The following is a 20,331-nucleotide window of genomic DNA, read 5'->3' as shown; positions in this document are numbered from 1 at the left end:
CGGATATGGCGTTTCCGAGTCGAGGATTTGAAGCGCATTCTCGATCAGCGATGGCAAGACCATCATTACAAACCTACATAAAATTTTAAGGCTTTGAAGCAGGTGTCGTTTACGATGCGACGGCTGCTTCAGGTATGGATGCTTACAATGCGGGGAAACTAAACTTTGGTCTTGTAGCAAGTGCTTCATGGTCTGCACAAGAAGCTGTGAGTGCCATGAAATCATATATTTTGGCTCCTCAATCTCGAAATTAAACGTAGGGGGAATTTTAGATGACAACATTTGATGCCATCATTATTGGATTTGGAAAAGGTGGAAAAACACTAGCTGTGGAGCTCGCTAACCACAATTGGAGGGTGGCGGTTATCGAGCGATCCCATAAGATGTATGGAGGAACTTGTATCAATATCGCTTGCATACCAACGAAATTCTTAGCTCACCAAGCAAAACAAGAACAAGTTAAAGAGGTTCAAGATCCGAAGGTGCAGCTCGCTCATTATGATCAAGCCATTCAGCAAAAGGATGAACTCACTGCCTTCCTGCGTCAGAAGAACTATAACAATCTAGCTCAGCATGAAAATATTCAAGTATTTGATGGAACAGCATCGTTTGTGTCCGACCATGAAGTGCAGGTCACTTCAAATAAAGTGATAACGATTTTATCTGCACCTCGAATCTTTATTAATACAGGTGCCGAGACGGTCATCCCTAATATTGCGGGAATTCGGGAGAGTCAGCATGTTTACACGAGCACATCCCTCTTAAATCTGAGAAAGCTGCCGAAGAAGCTGGCGATTATCGGTGGCGGCTATATAGGTTTAGAATTTGCCTCCATCTATCGTCAATTTGGCTCGGAAGTAACCGTTTTAGAAGGAGGACCAAAGTTCATTGCGCGTGAAGATCGAGATGTTGCGGATGCTGTTTATGATGTCCTTTCTAAGAAGGGTATTGATATTAAACTGAATGCTAAAGTCATTGGACTCAAAGATACGCAAGAGGGAACGGTTCTATCCTATGAGGTAGCGGGCAATGCTGAAGAACTGCATGCGAATGCTATTTTACTGGCAACGGGTAGAAAACCAAATGTAGATGGACTTAATCTGGAAGCAGCAGGTGTCAAGCTAGATGAACGTGGTGCTATCCAAGTTAATGCGCATCTAAGAACATCCGTCCCCCATATCTGGGCATTAGGCGATGTAAAGGGTGGGCTACAGTTTACTTATATATCGCTCGATGATTATCGAATCGTGAAAGACGATCTCTTTGGGAATGGTACCCGTCATACCGCAGATCGAATCAATGTTCCTTACAGCATGTTCATTGATCCTCCGCTGTCCCGCGTCGGCCTCAGTGAGGAAGAAGCACGTCAGATAGGGTACAGCATTAAGGTGGCAAAGCTTTCTGCAGCCGCGATACCTCGTGCGCGTTTAATCCAGGAAACAGACGGATTCATGAAGGCGATTGTAGATGCCGATACGAATAAGATTCTTGGAGCAACCTTGTTCTGTGCGGAATCTAGCGAGGTCATCAATATGGTGAGCATGGCGATTCAGATGGAACAACCGTTTACCTTCCTAAGGGATCATATCTTTACGCACCCAACCATGGGTGAGGCTTTGAATGATTTGTTTTCTTCAGTCAAAGCGTAATTTTCCCTTAGGCGTGAAGCTTCTGTTATAACTTAAACTGCCTTATTTTCTCTTGGAGTTCTTCCGCCATGCTAGACAGTACATTTGCAGAAGATGTAACCTCCTCCATAGTTTCATTAAACGATGATCCCGCTTGGATCACCAAATGGAGTCCCTCTATAACCTCTCTTGTACCTTGCTCCATGGACTGGACAGCGTTTTGAATTCCTTCTTAGGTACTCTCCACATAGGACGTAATCTGTTGGGCCGATTTGGATGACTGTTCAGCCAACTTTTTCACTTCACCTGCAACCACTGCAAAACCACGTCCATGTTTTCCAGCGCGATAAGCTTCTATGGAAGCATTCAGGGCTAACATATTCGTTTGATTAGCGATTGTATTGATGACTTCTACAATTTTTCCTATGTGAAGGGCATTATCTACTAAGTATTTCATGTACTCAGCGGATTGGTTCACTGAAAAACTGATAGAATTGATAGCATAGATAAAATCTTTAATTGACCTATGCATGGTTGATATCTATTCTATGGTCAAAATATATACTGATGTGGTTTAGAGAAGACATGCTACTATACATTTTTAATAGAAACTGACAAAGAAGTATCCTAACATTATAATTGTTATATATATCCTATAGAGGTACCGACTAGGAGGGCAGCATGCAGTTTCAATCAATATATTATGATGGGGAATTATTTCTACCGAAGATCGAATTAAATATGATATCTAACCAAGCGATTGGCATTATAACGGACTTGAAGCGAAAGCAGCTTTTAATGAATCAATTAGAGGATCATTCCCAATATTATTTATTTCGAGCTGGGCAAAACGAATATATGCATTTAACGGTAGAAGAGCTACTCACTTTTCTAGTCAAAGTAACGGAAAGGAATGAGAGTGTCGCTTCGTTAATGGATTATTTTGCTTTAAAAGAAGAACGGAAGGTAAAAATCAAGAACCTCAGCTCATCGAAAAGGATGTATGTGACATTGCTGCGTGCCTTTTTTGCGCATCAGCCTACTCTTGTACTGGAGGAACCCTATTTTTACTTGGAAGAGCTAGACCGTCGTCAATTTAAACGGATTTTAGATGACCTATCGAAGGAAAAGCAGATTTTAATTTTAACTTCAAATTTAGAGGATGCCATGATTTCCTGCGATGCGATTTATCGATTGAACGAATTGGGATTTCATCCATTGGATATTCGAGACTCAGAAGGGGATAAGCAGGAAATACAGAAACAAGGTGAGGCCAATATCACCTTGCAGAAGATTTCTACGAAAAGAAATGACAAAGTAATTTTATTTGATCCCCCTGAAGTCGATTACATAGAAAGTATAGATGGTTCGATCCTTGTTCATGTGAGTGGAGAGCATTATGTGTGTGCTTTGACGCTAACAGAGCTTGAGCAGAGATTATTAAATTTCGGATTCTTTAGATGTCATCGATCCTATATCGTTAATCTGCAAAAAGCACTTTACGATCATTAATGATGACTCCGGCCACGACCATGGATGTTTTGATCGGTAAAAGTACTTTAGTCTTTGTAGTGTCTGCTGTTGCTCTGGCGATTGCCACGTATATATTGGGCTATGAGCCAGCTAGTATATGGGCGTTTGTGGTAGCCATCATTTTTTCGATTATTCTATATACAGCCGCCGGGACGATATGTGGTTTATTCTCCAAGACGTTACTTGAAGCATCATTATCTATAATGCCTGTGGCGCTCGTATTCACTGGGGCACCGTGGGGGGTGTTACTGGCGGATGATTTTCCGATCTTCAAAGTGCTGGAGTATGCACCAAGCGTTCAACTTGTGCATTTGCTAGATATACAAAATATAGGCTTTACGACGGGAGATTTATTAAAACCCCTCCTTATTATTTTGACATGGACGGTTGTATTAACGATTGTATCTGTTGTTTTGTATCAACGACGGTTAAAGGACAAGTAGGTGGAAAATTTACACAAGTTCAACTGACTTTATGCCGGATAACCACTATGGAATCGCGTATTTCTACCGAGGAGGGATCAAATTCCGATGAATGTAGTCGTCAAGTTGATGCGAGAATTCAAAGAGCGCGACACCCGGCTTAAGCTGAAGGGCTATCGGGACAAAGTGGAGCTTATCAGGAAACGAGATTTGGAAGCGTGGGGCGATCAGAAGCTGCAAGCGGAATCTCTCCGGCTGAAAAAGGAAGCAAAATCGGGTACGCCTTTGGACAAGCTGCTTGTCGATGCCTATGCGCTAGTCTGCGAGGCAGCGAAGAGAACGCTCGGATTACAGCCCTACGATGTCCAGATCATGGCTGCGATTGCTCTGCACGAGAGATTTTTGATCGAGCAGCATACCGGCGAAGGAAAAACGCTCTCCGCTGTTATGCCTGCTTATCTAAATGCGCTAACCGGCGAAGGCGTTCACGTGTTGACTTTTAACGATTATTTGGCACATCGAGATGCGGAGTGGATGGGTCCGATCTATCGTTTCCTCGGGTTAACGGTAAAATCGGTTCAAGCGGGCATGAGCCTGTCCGAGAAACGAGAAGCGTACGCCGCAGATATAACCTATGTTACGGCCAAAGAGGCGGGATTCGATTATTTGCGCGACACGATCGCACTAGACGAAGCCGATACCGTGCATCGTCCTTTCCACTACGTCATCGTCGACGAAGCAGATTCACTGCTTCTTGACGAAGCGCGAGTGCCGCTGGTCATCGCCGGCGAGCCGGGCTCTTCCAAGAGCGATGGCATTCGTTTCGCAGAAGTGGCTAGGCAGCTTGTGCAAGATGAGCATTACGACTTTGACGAGTTCAAGCGGAATGTTTATCTGAATGAAGCGGGCGCTGCTAAAGCGGAATCGCTGCTGGGATGCGGCAATTTGTACGAAAGCCATAATAGTCATTTGTTATCGTCGTTAAATTGCGCGCTGCATGCGGAATCGTTATTAATAAAAGACGTCGATTACATCGTCAGGGACGGTAAAATCGAGCTGATCGACGAATATACCGGCCGCGTGGCGGAGAACAGGCATTTGCCGGACGGGCTGCAAACGGCCCTTGCTGCCAAAGAAGGGCTGCAGTCCTTAGCTGGCGGGAAAATTCTCGGTACGATCACCCTTCAACACTTCCTTAGCCTATATCCGAAAATTTGCGGAATGACGGCTACCGCGCACGCTTCCGCAATGGAATTCGAACATATTTATGCGCTGCAGGTCATGCAAATTCCACCGAACCGGCCAAACATACGGATTGACCATCCGCACCGGATTTATACTCATAAGGAAGCCAAACTTAAGGCACTTATACAAGAAATATCGTCCGTTCATAGGGCGGGGCGTCCGATTCTCATTGGTACGTCAAGCGTTGAGGAGTCTGACATGCTGGCGGAGGCGCTAGCTGCTGTGGGCGTACCTTGCCATGTTCTGAATGCGAAAAACGACGCAAAAGAAGCCGAGATCATCGCCAAGGCGGGAGAAATCGGCGCCGTGACGGTGTCTACGAATATGGCGGGACGCGGCGTCGACATTCGGCTCGGCGGCGGTAACCCCACGCAGGCAGAAGTTGTCGCCAAGTTAGGCGGCTTGTACGTGATTGGTACGCATATGCACGAAAGCGTGCGGATCGACAACCAACTGCGCGGGCGTTCCGGCCGCCAAGGCGACCCGGGTGCTTCCGTATTTTTTGTAAGCTTGGAGGACGAGTTGATCCTTCAGTTCGGCATCGATAAAGCAATTCCGCCGATGTATCGCGATCTTAGGCAGGATGAAGCTCTCGGAGAGTCGGTGCTCTACAGCAAAATTACGCATATTCAGCGTGTTATTATGGGCCAAAACTTCCATATCCGCCAGGAACTGAATTATTATTCGGATATGGTGGAGGAACAGAGGCGTATTTTATACGAGGAGCGGCTCGGAATTTTGAAAGGCGAGACAAAGGTGAGCCCTTCAGAGCAGCGGGTACGACTTTATTATATCGACAAGTTCTGGGCTGAGCATCTGGCATACGTTTCATACATTCGCGAGAGCATCCATTTAACGAAACTTGCTAACCGCAATCCGATCGATGAATTTCATGTGCAAATCATCCAAGCCTACGAGCAAATTCAGGCTAAAATAAATAGAGAGTCGGCAAATATGCTTGTAAAGCTCGGAGGTTCGAACGATCCGGCGAAGTGGGAAGAGTTCGGGCTGAAGAGCCCCACTTCCACTTGGACTTATATTATGAACGATCAATATATGGAGTACTTGCAGAATCCCGGTTCATGGAACCCAGGGACGATCATCGCTTATTGGATTCGCAAGATGCTGAGGCCGGTATTCGGGTGGTCAGAATTTTGATCGGGACGAAACTAGGATGAACATGCCATGGCGATGTATCAAAGTTTTAAATCTGTTTCCTTAGAGATGAACCGTTCCGGTATGGTTTAATCCGTCGTATTAAAGAGATAAAGTATCCAGCGGTATTTCAAATGCACGTTTAATAACTAACCCGGCAGCAAGCTTTGTTTCATCCGGTTTGTTATGAAGGTGGATCAATTGTACGTTATTAACTGTCACAGGTAACTGGTGCATCACTCTAGCTTTAATCTCGTTGAACATTTCGGGACTGATGGTAGGAATGACTCGTCCAGTCATAAGCAAACTGTCTGGATTTATAAATGTAATGATATTGGTAACGGCGGTCGCGATGCCATCAACAATTTTTTCGTATAAACTAAGGAACTTAGGATCTCCAGTTCTTATGCCTTCTGCGAACTCCTCTAGTGTGCATTTGATGGATACACTCAGTCCGCTGCTGGAAGCCAGCGTTGTTAAGCATCCGGATCTGCCGCAATGGCATGGATAGGCATCTTCTCCATAGAAGCCTTTATAATGCCCGAATTCACCTGCAACAAAGCTTGATCCTGCCATTATTTGTTTATTATGGACGATTGCGCCGCCTGTACCATAATCAAACTTAATGGTGATATTGTTATTGGATTCCTTCAAGGAGCCGTTCATATTCTCGTTGACAGAGAGAAGATTGACATCGTTCTCGATATACACGGGGATGTTATATTTGTCTTCAAGCAGCTGCTTGAGTGGCAAGCGATGAACGCCTATGCCGGGGGTCCGCAGAACGATGCCATGCTGAGAATCTACCAGGCCCTGCATACTGATTCCGATCCCTTTTACTTTGGAGGTGTTGGGTACCTGGGTGAGCAGCTCATCAATAACTTCATGCAACAGCTGCATCAGCACATCTATAGAACCATATTTATTGCTCGTGCGTTCTGCTGATGCGACAGCCTCTTGACGCAGGCTGTATACTTTTCCGCGAATGTATTTGCCGGCGAGCTCAAGCCCGATGGCATAAAAGTGGCCGCTGTTGATATGAAGGCCGACTCTTTTCCTTCCGCTGCCTACCTCCAAGTCGATAAGCTCCCCTGTCACGATTATTTTTTCCTTCAACAGGCGATTAACGATATTGGTTACTGTTTGTCTGCTTAGTCCAGTCTTTTCCGCAAGCTCTACGCGAGAGATCGGCCCTTCTGAGTAAATGAGAAAAAGAACCTTCTGCTGATTAATTGATTTTAATAACATATGACTAGTTGGTTTGACCGAATCGCTCACGATATGCATCCTCTTTCCAACAACGTTTTATATAATATAGATTCAAAACATTTGACAAATTAGGAACATACTTTGCTTCAAGTGTAGCATTAATACGAGATGAATAAAAGTTGCAAGTTAGTTAAATTCAACTAACATTCCTTATAAATTTCCAAAAAACGACGATAGATAGCGGTTCTATGCAGTATGATGCAGCCCATACGAAAGCTCTTAATCCAAAAATACTAAAAAAACGAAACGGATTGTATTGACATTGTGATAAAAAAAGATATTATATTTGTAAACTGATTTGATTAAACACAACAAATTAACGCCTAGAGGAGCAAATAATGGCATGGATTGGATGGATAATTGCAATAGCGGCGATGGCGGTGCTGACTTACATATGCTGGCTGCATGCAGTTAAGTTGAAACCTGGTAAGGCAGATGCACTTATTGTACTTGGCTATGTATCTAAAGACGGCCGAATACACCCTTTGCTTAAGGAAAGACTGGATGAGGCTTACAAACTATTTCGGCAGTATGGGCACAAATATATCATTGTATCGGGGGGAGCGGTTGGTTCACGTCACTCGGAAGCGGAGCTGATGAAGAAGTACCTGGTTGAGAAGGGCGTTCCGGCAAAAAGACTATTAAAAGAAGACGAGTCATACAACACCGTTCAAAATTTAATCTTTAGCAAGCAATTGATGGAGCAATACCAGCTAAAATCGTTTATTATCATAACAAATTTATTTCATATCCGCCGCACGAAGTATATTATGCATCGTCTTGGCATAAAAGGCGGTTTCTGTGCTAATCGAAGTCTAAGAAGCATTGTGGGATTTCAGATGAAATTATCATTTTTGGAAATTCGGGCATTCCGATTAACTCTCCCAATTATAAATAGGGTAATTAATGATCAAAACAATTGATAAAAGGGTTGACAACGGGCCAATTAGTAATTAATATGTAAGCGTTTACAGTACATATAGGAGGTGAGGCTCCAGAGGTTATATCCAGTATCTATTTACAAATTATTTACCCTGATTTGATTGCTGATTAACAAAACATAGTTATGCTTAAATAGTTAATCCAATTTATTTATTAATTAATGGGGGAGCGAAATAATGTTTAATGGAAAAATGAAACGATTCATGAGCACGGGTGTTGCAGCGCTATTATCTTTAACAATGCTGGCTGGTTGCGGTGGTAACAGCGGAAAGAACGAGGCTAGCCCAAGTACAACTCCTGCTGGTTCGGATAAGGCGGGTGTATCTGCTGAAGTAGGTGTTTATGAGAATGGATTGCCGAAGAATGAGGAAGTAACGCTAAAGGTAGGCTTCTTTGTAGGAGGATATGGCCGGGAGTGGTTCGATTATGCAGTTGAATCGTTCACAGCCAAGTATCCCAATGTCAAAGTAGACATCACAGCTTCAGCTGATATGAAGACGATTCTTTCTACAAAAATCTCGGCAGGCAATGATAATGACATGTTTGATCTATTCAATACAGACCCGTCTGGAGGTATCATAGGGCTCGCTGAAGCCGGAAAGCTTGAACCCATGGATGACATTTGGGAATTCCCTCTTCCAGACGTACCGGACAAAAAGGTCAAGGATCTTATGATGCCTGGCATGTACGAGTCAACACCGCTGATCAATGGGAAAAGATATGAATTCACTACGGCGAGCAGCTTTGGCGGGTTGTTTTTTAACAAAAAGCTATTCGAAGAGCATGGCTGGAACCAAAACCCGAACACATGGGACGAATTTACAGCACTTCTAGCAGACATTAAAGCGGACGGCATTGCTCCAATTACGTTCCCGGGCATTCATCCAAGCTACCATAACTGGGCTTTCGGAACGGCCAAAAATTTTGAGCTGGCTGATATCAATGGCCATGTCGATGAATTTATCGAAGATTATAGAACTTATAGTCTGCCGCAATACACAAATCCAGAGACGGTTGAAACTTGGACGCGCTTCTATGAGCTTGGCAAGCTGGGATATTTTGCAGAAGGACTTCCGGCATTGAACCATACGCAATCGCAAATGCAGGTTATTCAGGGGCAAGCTGCGATGGTATCGACAGGGACACATGTCGAGAATGAAATGAAGGAAGCAACGCCTGAGGACTTCGATTGGGGCTTCATGGCTGTTCCTTTCAGAGATAACACGAATCAAACGCTTTGGATTCGAAGCGGAACGTCAAACTTCAATTATATCTGGGCAGCTAAGCCGGAACTAAACAAAAAGTGGGCCAAAGAATTGATCGCATGGCTGGTTACACTGGAAAATCAACAATTTGCTGCCGAAAAAGCAGGTGCTTTGCCAATGCGCAAGGATTTGATGGAAGATCCCGCCAGAGCAGCTAATCTTTCCAGCTCTGCTCAATCTGTTCTGAAGTACATTGCAGATAATAATGCTCAGACTTTTAAAGCAAGCCGGTCTATCAACATTTCCGATCCAAATCTTGCTCAAGCCGAAAAATTAATGAATGAGAATATTGTGAAATTTGCTATGGGTATGCAGGATCCGAAACCGATACTGGAGCAAGCTGAAGAGCTGCTGAAGAAAGCTGTAGAGGCTGAAAAGAAATAATAAGACGTGATGGAGCGGGGAGGATGTATCTCCGCTCTTCCGTTTTAACCTGAGATATGGGCTTCACACTGAAAATGACTTATAAACGTCCAGTAAGATAGGAGTTGACCTCTTGTGTCTGATTCAACCGTTGTGACGACACTAAAGACCCCTATGCGCAAGCGCTTGGGTCTAGATAAAGCGAATACGCAGAAGTGGATATTTCTGTTCATAGCCATCGTGCCTCCCTTTGGCGGCTATTTGCTCTTTACGTTGTTTCCGAACATTTTATCCGTTTATTATGCGATGCTCAATTGGGACGGGTTTACGGATGCAACGTTTGTCGGGCTGTCCAATTTCGTCACCGCATTCCAAGATAAATATGTGTGGCGCGCACTGACCCACAACTTGATTTTTATGATAACGGTGCCTTTCTTTGTTATTGTCATCTCCCTGCTCCTTGCCTATTTAATTACCAATAAAACGTATAAAGAAAATAAATTTTTGAAGGTATTGTTTTTCTTCCCGAACGTTTTATCTACGGTCGTAGTCGCTCTCCTCTGGGCTTTCATTTATGATGGATCGTACGGTTTGCTGAATGGGATTCTAAAATTCGTTGGAATTGATACCGGTAATTTCTATTGGTTGGGCAATGAAGGCACTGCGCTTGCATCCATTATCCCGGCATGGGTTTGGGGCGGCGTCGGCTTGTACGTTATTATCTTTGCCAATGCGATGCTGGGGATTCCAAAGTCATTGTACGAGGCGGCGATTCTTGAAGGCGCCGGACATATGACACGTTTGTTTAAAATTACAATGCCGCTTGTTACGCCAATTATCCGCGTCAGCGCTTTGTTCCTTGTCGTCGGCACAATGAAGGGCTTCGAAATCATCCTCATTATGACGAATGGGGGGCCATTCGGGTCGACGGACGTCATCGGCCTCTACATGTTTAACTTAGCTTTTGGCGTAGAGTATCGGAATTACGGCTACGCTTCCGCAGTCGGTATGATTCTATTCGTCATATTAGTAACGGCAAAGCTGTTAATCGATAAATTTGTGCCAAACAAAGGCTACGAGTATTAGTTTCCAAATGAAGGTTCGGAGGGATATGTTTGAAGGAAAAACGAACGTTAATGGACATTGTGTGGCGTCTGGTGCTGTATGCCTGGTCGCTGACTATAATATTTCCTTTAATCTGGGTTATTTATGAATCGTTAAAAAGCAATCCTGAGTTTTTTAAAGATATATGGGCGCTGCCTTCGGAACTAAGATTGCAGAATTATTCGAAGGCTTGGAATCAATACGGTTTTGGGCAATCACTCTTAAATACCCTTTATTATGTTGGCGGAAGTCTGGTGCTTGGACTTTTCTTTACGACCCTTAACGCCTATGCGCTTACTCGAATGAGCTTCAAAGGAAGAAAATTGATTTGGGGTTTGATTATGTTGTCCCTGTTCCTGCCTGGCATCAATGCACTTGTACCCCAGTATGTCATTATGAGGGAACTGAGTTTGACCAATAGCTTGACCGGATTAATTCTCCTGTCTAGTTTGGGTGAAAGTGTGTTCTACCTTATGCTGCTCGGAGGGTTTATGAGCTCTCTGCCGATGGAGCTTGAGGAGAGCGCAACGATGGATGGCGCTACATTATTCCAAAAGTTTTGGCGTGTTATTGTTCCTTTGTCTACACCGGGAATTGTAACCGTTGGCGTATTCAAGTTCCTAGGGTTCTATAACAATTTCTTAGCGCCGTTCATCTATTTGAGCGATCCAAAGAAATATCCCATTGCGGTGCAAATGTATTCTGCGAACAAGCAAATGGAGTTTACTGCGGATTGGGTAACTTTGTTTGCCGGTGTAACCATTGCGATGGTACCGTCCATTATTATTTATATTTTATTCCAAAAACTTCTGATGGAAGGCGCCACAATGGGGGCTGTGAAGGGATGAATGTCATGCATCAGGTAAAAGCGAAGTATAAGCTGATTGCATTGGATCTGGACGGAACTCTTCTGACGGATGAAAAGCAAATTACGGAAGAGACCAAAAAGTGGCTTCAATATGCAGTAGATCACGGTGTTAAAGTAATATTCTCCACCGGAAGAGGCTTGCAAACTACAAAGGGCTTCTTGAACGAGCTTGGGCTCGATTCCCCGATGGTGCTGCTTAATGGCGCAGAAGTTTGGGAAGGACCGGGCAGGCTTAAAAAGCGAGTCTTCCTCCCTCGGGACACGGTCCGCGATATGCACGCCATTGCTGCCGAGCGGGGCGAGTGGTATTGGGGCTACAGCGTGGAAAGCCTGACGGGCGACAAGGATTGGACGTCTGAGATGTTTGAACGGGATTGGATGAAATTCGGCATCGGCAGCAATGATCAACAGAAGCTCGCGGAAATTAAGGAAGAGCTGCTCAGTTGGGGGACGCTAGAAGTTACCCGTTCGGCCCTTAGTAATATGGAGATTTCAGTTAAAGGCATTACAAAGGAAAGCGGAGTACGCGAGGTTTGTCAGATGCTTGGCTTCTCTATGTCCGATGTAATTGCTATGGGAGACAGTGATAATGACGCGAAGCTATTGAAGGCGGCAGGTCTCGGTGTGGCGATGGCTAACGGTGAAGATTATATCAAGTCAATAGCGGACGTAATCACGGCTACCAACAATGAGGACGGCGTTGCTCAGGCGATTCGGAAATATGTGTTCTAAATGGAGTAAACACAGCAAACAGATTCTAATAGTGCGAGTTCAAAAAGTCGGATTTTCAGCACCGAGAAGGTTGGATGAAGGTAGGGAGTGAGGAGCGGAGCGTACGTTTTGGGTACGTGAGCACCGGAAGGACCGGCTGAATTCAAGATTCGATGCCGAGTTACTTCTTGGCTCACTTCGTGATCAAAAGGCGACTTTTTGAACAACCTCTAGTAAATATAGTGAGGGAGTAGACGTAGATGACCGTTCAATCGAAAGAGATAAACTTAGATCAACTGGGCGGAACGATATACCCGGAGACAACAAATGGGGAACAGTTGAAATGGCATTCTCCGCTTGAAGCGCCCTTTCACATCGCGGGCTTCCCTTGGCTTGCGCAGGATGGGATTTACAGACGCCTGCCTTTGGCTTCCGGGGCTGTCTTGCCGCCCGCGGTTGATACGCTTGCTTATTGTACGGCAGGCGGGCAAATTCGCTTTCGCACCAATTCCTCAAGGCTGGTCATAAGGATGCGTCTTGCCGGACCGGCCAATATGTATCATATGCCGCCTACCGGGCAGTGCGGGGTTGACTGCTATCTTGGAGAGCCGGGAGAGCAGAGCTTTATCACCACGGCTAAATTCAAGCCAACGGAAAGTGAATATGAATCACAGCTTTATCAGTGGGATACAAAAAAAGATGTGGCCGTCACCTTAAACATGCCGCTCTACCAAGGGGTAGAGGAGGTGTGGATCGGTGTAGATAAGGATGCTGTCATAAGCGATGCACCTGCCTATGCAAGCAGTAGACCCGTCATTATATATGGAACTTCGATTACGCAAGGGGGATGCGCCTCCCGGCCGGGTATGGCTTATTCTAATATTCTCAGCCGTATGATTCCAGTGGAGTTCGTAAATCTTGGCTTCTCGGGGAATGGAAAGGGCGAGCCGGAGCTCGCGCATATCATGTCGGAAATCGATGATCCGGGGCTATTCATTCTTGATTATGAAGGGAATACGGGCGAAGCCGGAAACATCGCACGAACGCTGCCTGCCTTCATCCAAATTTTGAGAGAGCGGCATCCCGAAGTTCCTATATTAGTAGTCTCAAGGATTAGCACTGCAGAAGATCAGTTCTATACGGAGAGAAGGGAGCTTCATGATCGCCGCAGGCTGATTCAGATAGAGAACGTTGAACAGAGGCGGACAGAAGGAGACTGTAATCTCCATTTCGTTGACGGCTTTAAGCTGCTAGGCGATGATTTCGTCAATGATTGTACGGTTGACGGAACACATCCAACGGACCTCGGATTTTTGCGCATGGCACAGTCGCTTGCACCTATCATTAAGCGATTGTTGCGACTGTGATTAACAAGATAGATGATATGAACAGCCTTCAGACGCATTTTTTAGTTTAGGGGCTGTTTGTTTATCAGTCAGACACTTTAAGCCGAAAAAGGAGAGGATTTTAATTGAAGTCCCAAAGAAGAAGTCTGCCTTTTATTGTGATGGCTTGTTTCATTGCGGGGGTTGTTAGTCTTTGTTACGGCATTAATGTATTCGCGGCGTCTTCAGAAGGTGGTGTTTCTAAAAAAGATAGAGCTAAGTACTTAGGAGCTTCACTGTTCAAAGGTCACATGCATACCCACACATCTCTCAGTGATGGGATATTGTTGCCTGATGATGCTTACAATTTTGTGAAAGCTAATACAGACTTTGATTTTTATGCAGTGACTGAACACGACGTGACTTATGACATCAGTACGGGCAGTGATTTTATTACGGATGTTCAAGACTCTTATTCAGAAGAATACAAGTTGCTGCATGAGCAATCAGATGCTCACAATCGTGATCACGAATTTATTACGCTGCCTGGTACGGAAGTGACTTGGTATGATGAAGCGGGCCATATCAACTTATTTAATGCCCCATGGTTTGCAAGAACACATGGAGTAGGTGCGGATGGTACTTGGGGCTGGAGCGACATAAAATATGATTTGCCAACCTTCTACGCAAGACTTGCCCAAGATCCTAATGCGATTGCTCAATTTAATCATCCACGCTCGTCAGGAAATTGGAGTTTTAATGAATTTAAACATTATAACCGGGATGTTGACAGAAACCTTAATCTGATGGAATACAAATCCTCCAATGATTTTGCAATCTATACCAAGGCGTTAGATCAAGGCTGGCATGTTTCACCTGTGTTTGGCGGAGACGAGCACAAAGGAAATTGGGGAATGGTCCAGCCCCATGTGACCGGTATGTGGGGGGATAATCTAACAAGAGAAGGTCTTTACGAGGCGATGCGAAACCACCGCACCTATGTATCATTTGATCGTAACTTAGAAATGGCGGTTTCAGCAAAAGGTCAGATGATGGGGGCGATCCTTCCAGCCAAAACAAAAGAAATTGAACTTAAAGTACGGATAAATGATCCTGACGCTAACGATGATTTGGATAAAGTCGTTGTTTACAAAAACAGCGGTGAAATCGTCAAGGAGTACCGCAATATTGCCAGCAATCAATTTAAAAAGGAAGTAACTTTAGAAAGTAAAGATGGGGATTATTTCCTCGTTAGAGCTTTCCAAGCAGACGGTGAAGAAGCTATAAGTGCTCCAATTTGGATTGGTGATGAAACGAGGGGCACGGTTCACGCGCCTGAAATTACGGTACATGGACAATATCCGGATACTATTAAGCTTGGGGATCAAGTGGAGGTGCTGGGCGCTTCGGCGACGGATAATCGCGGTCAATCTTTATCGGTGGAAGCCATCGTTTTAAATGATAAAGGAGAAGTAGCCGTAGCAAATCAGCATTTCAAGGTCGACATGTATGGAGAATATTTCATTAAGTATGTAGCAACCGATGCTCAAGGAAATACGCGTGTTGAACTTATTCGATTACTTGTTGATCAACAAAAGCTAGATGCCGAAAAAATTTTAAATGAATTTCAACCCGTTGTTAATGTAGGTGGGAATGAACGTGAAGTAGGAATAAATTTGGTGACGGATAAGGCGTTAGAAACGTCGTATGTTCAATATAAACCGGAGTCAGAGGCGTTGTGGGACAATGCTGAAGTAGTACAAGCGGGAGTCTCTTATTTTCAAGTCGCGTATGGCGATACGTTTGCGAAGAGTAATTATCGGGTGCTTGCAGCTCATGAAGCGAATTTAACAGATCTCGACTTAGGGGCTAAGTATGACTATCGGTATGGAATGTCACCGACTGGACCTTGGAGCGGCAGTTATAGCTTTAGGACCGCGCCAGCTTCAGAGGAAGCCGTATTGTATGTGATGGGGGATCTTGAAGTTCCAGATCGAAATCCGGAAAACTTCCGACTGTTTAAAAATATGCTGGACGTTCTGCAGGAGAAAAATTCAAACGGACAGACTGTGATTCAAGTCGGAGACTTGGTCGAGAACGGCGGCAATATGTATGCATGGGATGATGTGTTTAGCAACATTTACAACAATGATATGGGTCTCGTTTCTGCTCACATTGTCGGGGACCGTGAACGTGCGACGGAGCGGAAAATCGGGCCGTTCTCCGGGTTTTTCAACCTGCCGAAGAGCGGTGAAGGCAGTTACCGGGAAACGAATTATTCGTTTGATTATGGCGATATGCACATTGCTGTTCTGAATTCTGTGCTGGATTTCGACAAGCAGCTGTCATGGCTGGAAAAAGATTTGCGGGCAACCGACAAGAAGTGGAAAATCGTGATGGGGCATTATCCTTATTATGGCGGTCAATCTGGCGATGAGACCGGTATGGACATGATGAGAGTGAAATTGTCTCAAGCATTTGAACGGCTTGGCGTTAGTATGTATATTGGCGGTCATGATCATGTTTATAAACGGACAACCATACGAAATGGTGTAAAAGATATATCGGAAGAAGCGATGAATTTAGGAACAACTTTTGTGACAGTTGGGTCATCAGGTCCAACGTTCTTTGATAACAAATCATTTGACTGGGATCATATCGTGTATGATGAAAATAAGCAGACGGGTGTTATTTTAGAATCAAACGATCAATCTCTCACGTTGAAAGCTTACAACAGCGACGGAGTTGAAATGGATTCATTTACGATTAACCAACCTGAACATTATATGAGCTTAACGAGCGCAATTGTAGAAAATAACGTCTTGAAGGGCGTTGGGGTTTTGAATTACCCGAGCTCGCTTGAACGTGTCACCGTTATCGGGGAAAAGCGTGATCATACAGGTGAACAGTTGTTGGAAACGGTTATTCAAGAAGCACCCCTAGAACACCTCGGACGTGAACAAATCATCTTATTTGACAACCCTCTTGCATTTGGCGATGAACATACGATCATCGTAAGAGTGGTTAATAATCCAATCGATCAAGAGCCGTTAACGAAACCGTTAATAGCTAAAGAAGGAATGCTGGGCGATGGTTCGGAAGGCAACCCATATCAAATCAAAAGTGCTAGTGGACTCTATAAAATGCATGAGTTCCCGGACAAACATTTTATTTTAGATCGGGACATTGACGGTAATGGCGTGTTTTTTGAAGCGATTGGCGCGAATGGCACTCCATTTACGGGTACATTTGATGGACAAGGACATACGATATCAGGCGTTATTGTCTCCTCAGGCGGCGCGGGTCTCTTTGCCGTTAATGAAGGGACGATTCGAAATGTAGGCATTATCAATGCTGACATTGATGTGCGCCGAAGTAATGTTGGGATCCTGGTTGATCAGAATGATGGGATCGTGGAATATGCCTACAGTACCGGATCTATTCGAGGCAATTCTACGGTTGGCGGTCTTGTGGGCTACTCGAACGGTATCGTTAGAAACAGTTATTCAACAGCTCGAGTCCATGCGCGAGGCAAGCAAGCCGGCGGCTTGATCGGGATTACGAACCGGGGGAGTACAACAGAACAGGTCTATGCAACCGGAGCCGTAATAGCAGAAGAATCAAATGCTGGCGGCATCAGCGGATACGGATATAACAATACGGTTATTCGAAATAGTATGGCGTTAAATCCATCTATTGTTACAGGTACTGCATCGAATCGAATTGTCGGCAGAGTACTAGCTGGGGAGACGGCAACTTTAGTCAATAATTACGCCGATGAAAATATGTTTGTTAGCAGTGAGAACGTTACGGTGAATGATCCGAACAATGAGAAAGGACAGGGGGTCGGTGCAGAAGCATTCTCGAAGCCATCCTTTTTCATTGAGACTCTCGGTTGGGATTTTGATACGATCTGGATCTGGAACGAAGATGCCAAACGTCCATTACTGCAAAGTAATTTGGAGCAAATTAACGAAGACAATATCCCAAAACCGAAGCTTGATCGGAATGAAGAGGGGTACTACATCATTCGCTCGATTCAAGAATTAAAAACGATATCCGAATTCCCAAATGAGAATTATATATTGGAGGATGATCTTGATTTTGAAGGGCGGCTATTTGAACCTCTATTTAAAGCGACGCCATTCCTTGGCACGTTTGATGGGAACAATAAATCCTTAACCAATTTTAATTCAGAAAATGGCGGCTTATTTCATCTCAATGGCGGAACCATTAAAAACATAGCTATGGTAGATGCAAGCGTCACTGGCGGAAGTAATATAGGCATACTCGTTAACACGAACAACGGAACGGTAGAGAATAGTTATGTAACGGGCTCAATCGAAGGCTCCAGCACAGTGGGCGGTCTAGCGGGCTATTCCAATGGCATCGTGAGAAACAGCTATTCTACTGCTGATGTAACGGCCCAGCTGAACCAAGCTGGCGGCCTAATCGGAATTACAAACGTAGGCAGTTTAACGGAAAACGTGTATGCATCCGGAGCCGTTCAGGCGCTTAGAAGCAATGCAGGCGGAGTGACTGGCTACGGCTATAATGAGACGGTTGTTAGAAACGTTATTGCTCTTAACCCTTCCGTCGTGACGCCGACGATGGCGAACCGTGTGGTGGGGCGAGTCCTTGCCGGGCATACCGCAACGCTTCAGAATAACTATGCGTTCGACGGCATGATTGTGGATAAAGAAGGCGAAAGTATTGCCGCTGCTGATAACAGAAAAGGTTTAGGGCTATCTCAGGAACAGGTTGAAGACCCTAATACGTATACCGATAGACTGAAATGGGATTTTGAGTCGATCTGGATGTGGAGTGATGCTTTAAAGCGTCCGGTATTGAGCAGTCATCCTGAAGAGGCAAGCGAACCTGTCGTGCCTTTGGAAAGAAATGAAGCAGGTTATTACCGAATCAAGTCCATTACTGATTTGAACGTTATGGAAAACTTCCCGGCAGAAAAGTATATTTTGGACAATGATTTGGATTATGTCGGACAACCGGCTGAGTCACTTTTTAAAGTGGTTTCGTTCACCGGTGTTTTGGATGGCGACGGGAAGAAAATAAGGAACTTTAATTCTTCGAGCGGCGGCTTAGTCCATCTCAATGGCGGAATGATTAAAAATATAGCCATGATCGATGCCGGCGTCACTGGCGGGAGCAGAATTGGCATACTCGTCAACACGAACAATGGCGAGATAGAGAATAGTCTTTCAACAGGCTCCATTACAGGTTCCAGCACAGTCGGCGGTCTAGTGGGCTATTCCAATGGCATCGTAAAAAACAGCTATTCTACCGCGGATGTAACCGCTCAGGTAAGTCAGGCCGGCGGCCTAATCGGAATTACCAACTCGGGCAGCCTAACAGAAAACGTGTATGCGTCTGGAACCGTTCGGGCAATGACGAGCAATGCGGGCGGAGTGACTGGATACGGATACAATGATACGGTCGTCAGAAATGTCATTGCCCTGGGTCCTTCGGTTACGGCGCCAACGATGGCGAACCGGGTGATGGGACGAGTTCTTGCGGGGCACACCGCCACGCTCGAAAATAATTATTCATTTGACGGCATGATTGTTGATAAAGAAGGTGTCGCTGAGGGAGCATTAACAACACTTAAAGGATTAGGCCTATCTGAAACTGAAATAGAGACTCCATCCACCTATACAGACAGGTTAGGGTGGGACTTTAACGCGATTTGGAGATGGGACGGTATGGGCAAACGACCTGTTTTACAATCGGTATCAGAAGGCAACGAAGAAGAGCCAGGTCGCCTGATTGGACTTGAGCTCGAAGGGCTGCTTACGCTGGCCGTTGGAGAGAGTGATCAAACGGTGACTACCGCTGTATACAGTGATGGAAGCCGTGAAAAGGTAGAGATAAACGTCACCTATACAAGCAGTGATCCAAGTATAGCGGAGATCAGCGCTAGCGGTGTAGTAACGGCGAAGTCGGAAGGAACAGTGCTCATCACGGCAGAGTATGATGGCTTGATTTCATCCTATGAGCTAAAAACCTTGACTCAGAAGCAAATCGATATGGAGGGGGTTAACCTAGGCATGGATGCGGAAGTTTCGCTTCAGTTCACTTCTTCGGCCTTTGTCGGAACGGGGGAGAGGTGGATCGCGAACCGGATGCCGCCCCCTCCTGCCTTCATGGCGGAGAAAGCTATGAGACGGCTTGAACGGCACGACATTTATTATGCCGGCAAAGGTAAATAAAAGATCCCGGTTAAAGGAATCCCAGGTATTGGGCAGTTTAATGAAATGAGTCTGGTAGTTATACCGGGCTCATTTTCATTTATGTCCGCAAGTGATTTATTTTGGTCAATAAAGCTTTTCGATTTCAAAAGTATTTATCTGGGTGACTACATATTTAATTCATTTCTATAGCAATGTGCATACTTCCGATCTATTGGAGAGCTTGTTCGTTTTATTATTAAGCTTAGCTGGTCTCCAGAAGAGGTATATAGTTTCAACAAGGATTTCCATTTTC

13 protein-coding genes are annotated in these 20,331 nt (G+C 44.9%); 11 read left to right on the top strand and 2 right to left on the bottom strand.

What is annotated here, in order from left to right:
• Window positions 1-272 precede the first annotated feature (272 nt).
• Window positions 273-1,649, top strand: coding sequence for an FAD-dependent oxidoreductase (locus tag ACOZB4_RS29660; protein WP_379411757.1), 1,377 nt, complete (start codon window positions 273-275; stop codon window positions 1,647-1,649).
• 211 nt (window positions 1,650-1,860) lie between these two features.
• On the opposite strand, the gene ACOZB4_RS29655 is transcribed toward ACOZB4_RS29660, so the two are convergent.
• Entirely contained in the window at window positions 1,861-2,160 is a 300-nt protein-coding gene (locus ACOZB4_RS29655; RefSeq protein WP_422759719.1) for a methyl-accepting chemotaxis protein, read from the bottom strand.
• A gap of 149 nt (window positions 2,161-2,309) precedes the next feature.
• On the opposite strand from ACOZB4_RS29655, the gene ACOZB4_RS29650 reads away from it, so the two are divergent.
• From ACOZB4_RS29650 to ACOZB4_RS29640, 3 genes are all read left to right on the top strand, one after another.
• Window positions 2,310-3,140, top strand: coding sequence for a LytTR family transcriptional regulator DNA-binding domain-containing protein (locus tag ACOZB4_RS29650; protein ID WP_379411751.1), 831 nt, complete (start codon window positions 2,310-2,312; stop codon window positions 3,138-3,140).
• 2 nt (window positions 3,141-3,142) lie between these two features.
• On the top strand, window positions 3,143-3,604 hold the full coding sequence (locus ACOZB4_RS29645) for a hypothetical protein (protein ID WP_422759718.1): 462 nt from the start codon (window positions 3,143-3,145) through the stop codon (window positions 3,602-3,604).
• 87 nt (window positions 3,605-3,691) lie between these two features.
• Window positions 3,692-5,986, top strand: coding sequence for a DEAD/DEAH box helicase (locus ACOZB4_RS29640; RefSeq protein WP_379411746.1), 2,295 nt, complete (start codon window positions 3,692-3,694; stop codon window positions 5,984-5,986).
• A 99-nt stretch (window positions 5,987-6,085) separates the two neighbouring features.
• On the opposite strand, the gene ACOZB4_RS29635 is transcribed toward ACOZB4_RS29640, so the two are convergent.
• Window positions 6,086-7,270 (bottom strand): ROK family transcriptional regulator, encoded by a 1,185-nt coding sequence (locus tag ACOZB4_RS29635; RefSeq protein ID WP_379411743.1) that lies wholly within the window; start codon window positions 7,268-7,270, stop codon window positions 6,086-6,088.
• A 320-nt stretch (window positions 7,271-7,590) separates the two neighbouring features.
• Between ACOZB4_RS29635 and ACOZB4_RS29630 the strand changes: the two genes are divergently transcribed.
• The 7 genes from ACOZB4_RS29630 to ACOZB4_RS29600 all read left to right on the top strand — a co-directional run bounded on the left by ACOZB4_RS29630 (window position 7,591) and on the right by ACOZB4_RS29600 (window position 20,057).
• Window positions 7,591-8,175: a YdcF family protein gene (locus tag ACOZB4_RS29630; RefSeq protein WP_379411741.1), complete on the top strand. Its 585-nt coding sequence runs from the start codon at window positions 7,591-7,593 to the stop codon at window positions 8,173-8,175.
• Window positions 8,176-8,370: 195 nt separating this feature from the next.
• Window positions 8,371-9,843, top strand: coding sequence for an ABC transporter substrate-binding protein (locus ACOZB4_RS29625; protein WP_379411739.1), 1,473 nt, complete (start codon window positions 8,371-8,373; stop codon window positions 9,841-9,843).
• A 114-nt stretch (window positions 9,844-9,957) separates the two neighbouring features.
• Entirely contained in the window at window positions 9,958-10,908 is a 951-nt protein-coding gene (locus ACOZB4_RS29620; RefSeq protein ID WP_379411736.1) for a carbohydrate ABC transporter permease, read from the top strand.
• Between the two features lie 29 nt (window positions 10,909-10,937).
• Entirely contained in the window at window positions 10,938-11,774 is an 837-nt protein-coding gene (locus ACOZB4_RS29615; protein ID WP_098749545.1) for a carbohydrate ABC transporter permease, read from the top strand.
• Complete coding sequence (locus ACOZB4_RS29610) at window positions 11,771-12,526, top strand: Cof-type HAD-IIB family hydrolase (RefSeq protein ID WP_379411730.1); 756 nt, start codon at window positions 11,771-11,773, stop codon at window positions 12,524-12,526. Before ACOZB4_RS29615 ends, ACOZB4_RS29610 begins: the two co-directional genes overlap by 4 nt.
• 239 nt (window positions 12,527-12,765) lie before the next feature.
• Window positions 12,766-13,872 (top strand): SGNH/GDSL hydrolase family protein, encoded by a 1,107-nt coding sequence (locus tag ACOZB4_RS29605; protein WP_379411727.1) that lies wholly within the window; start codon window positions 12,766-12,768, stop codon window positions 13,870-13,872.
• Between the two features lie 104 nt (window positions 13,873-13,976).
• Entirely contained in the window at window positions 13,977-20,057 is a 6,081-nt protein-coding gene (locus ACOZB4_RS29600; protein WP_379411724.1) for a CehA/McbA family metallohydrolase, read from the top strand.
• Window positions 20,058-20,331 lie beyond the last annotated feature (274 nt).

The sequence above is a fragment of the Paenibacillus sp. NPDC058898 genome, assembly GCF_049316025.1.
Classification (GTDB): domain Bacteria; phylum Bacillota; class Bacilli; order Paenibacillales; family Paenibacillaceae; genus Paenibacillus_AQ.
The sequence above is the reverse complement of the archived record's forward strand: the minus strand, read 5'-3'. Positions and strand labels throughout refer to the sequence as shown.

Bases quoted from the DNA above. Each gene is read 5' to 3' on its own strand.
- ACOZB4_RS29660 (WP_379411757.1), top strand. From the start codon at position 273: ATGACAACATTTGATGCCATCATTATTGGATTTGGAAAAGGTGGAAAA.
- ACOZB4_RS29655 (WP_422759719.1), bottom strand. From the start codon at position 2,160: ATGCATAGGTCAATTAAAGATTTTATCTATGCTATCAATTCTATCAGT.
- ACOZB4_RS29650 (WP_379411751.1), top strand. From the start codon at position 2,310: ATGCAGTTTCAATCAATATATTATGATGGGGAATTATTTCTACCGAAG.
- ACOZB4_RS29645 (WP_422759718.1), top strand. From the start codon at position 3,143: ATGACTCCGGCCACGACCATGGATGTTTTGATCGGTAAAAGTACTTTA.
- ACOZB4_RS29640 (WP_379411746.1), top strand. From the start codon at position 3,692: ATGAATGTAGTCGTCAAGTTGATGCGAGAATTCAAAGAGCGCGACACC.
- ACOZB4_RS29635 (WP_379411743.1), bottom strand. From the start codon at position 7,270: ATGCATATCGTGAGCGATTCGGTCAAACCAACTAGTCATATGTTATTA.
- ACOZB4_RS29630 (WP_379411741.1), top strand. From the start codon at position 7,591: ATGGCATGGATTGGATGGATAATTGCAATAGCGGCGATGGCGGTGCTG.
- ACOZB4_RS29625 (WP_379411739.1), top strand. From the start codon at position 8,371: ATGTTTAATGGAAAAATGAAACGATTCATGAGCACGGGTGTTGCAGCG.
- ACOZB4_RS29610 (WP_379411730.1), top strand. From the start codon at position 11,771: ATGAATGTCATGCATCAGGTAAAAGCGAAGTATAAGCTGATTGCATTG.
- ACOZB4_RS29605 (WP_379411727.1), top strand. From the start codon at position 12,766: ATGACCGTTCAATCGAAAGAGATAAACTTAGATCAACTGGGCGGAACG.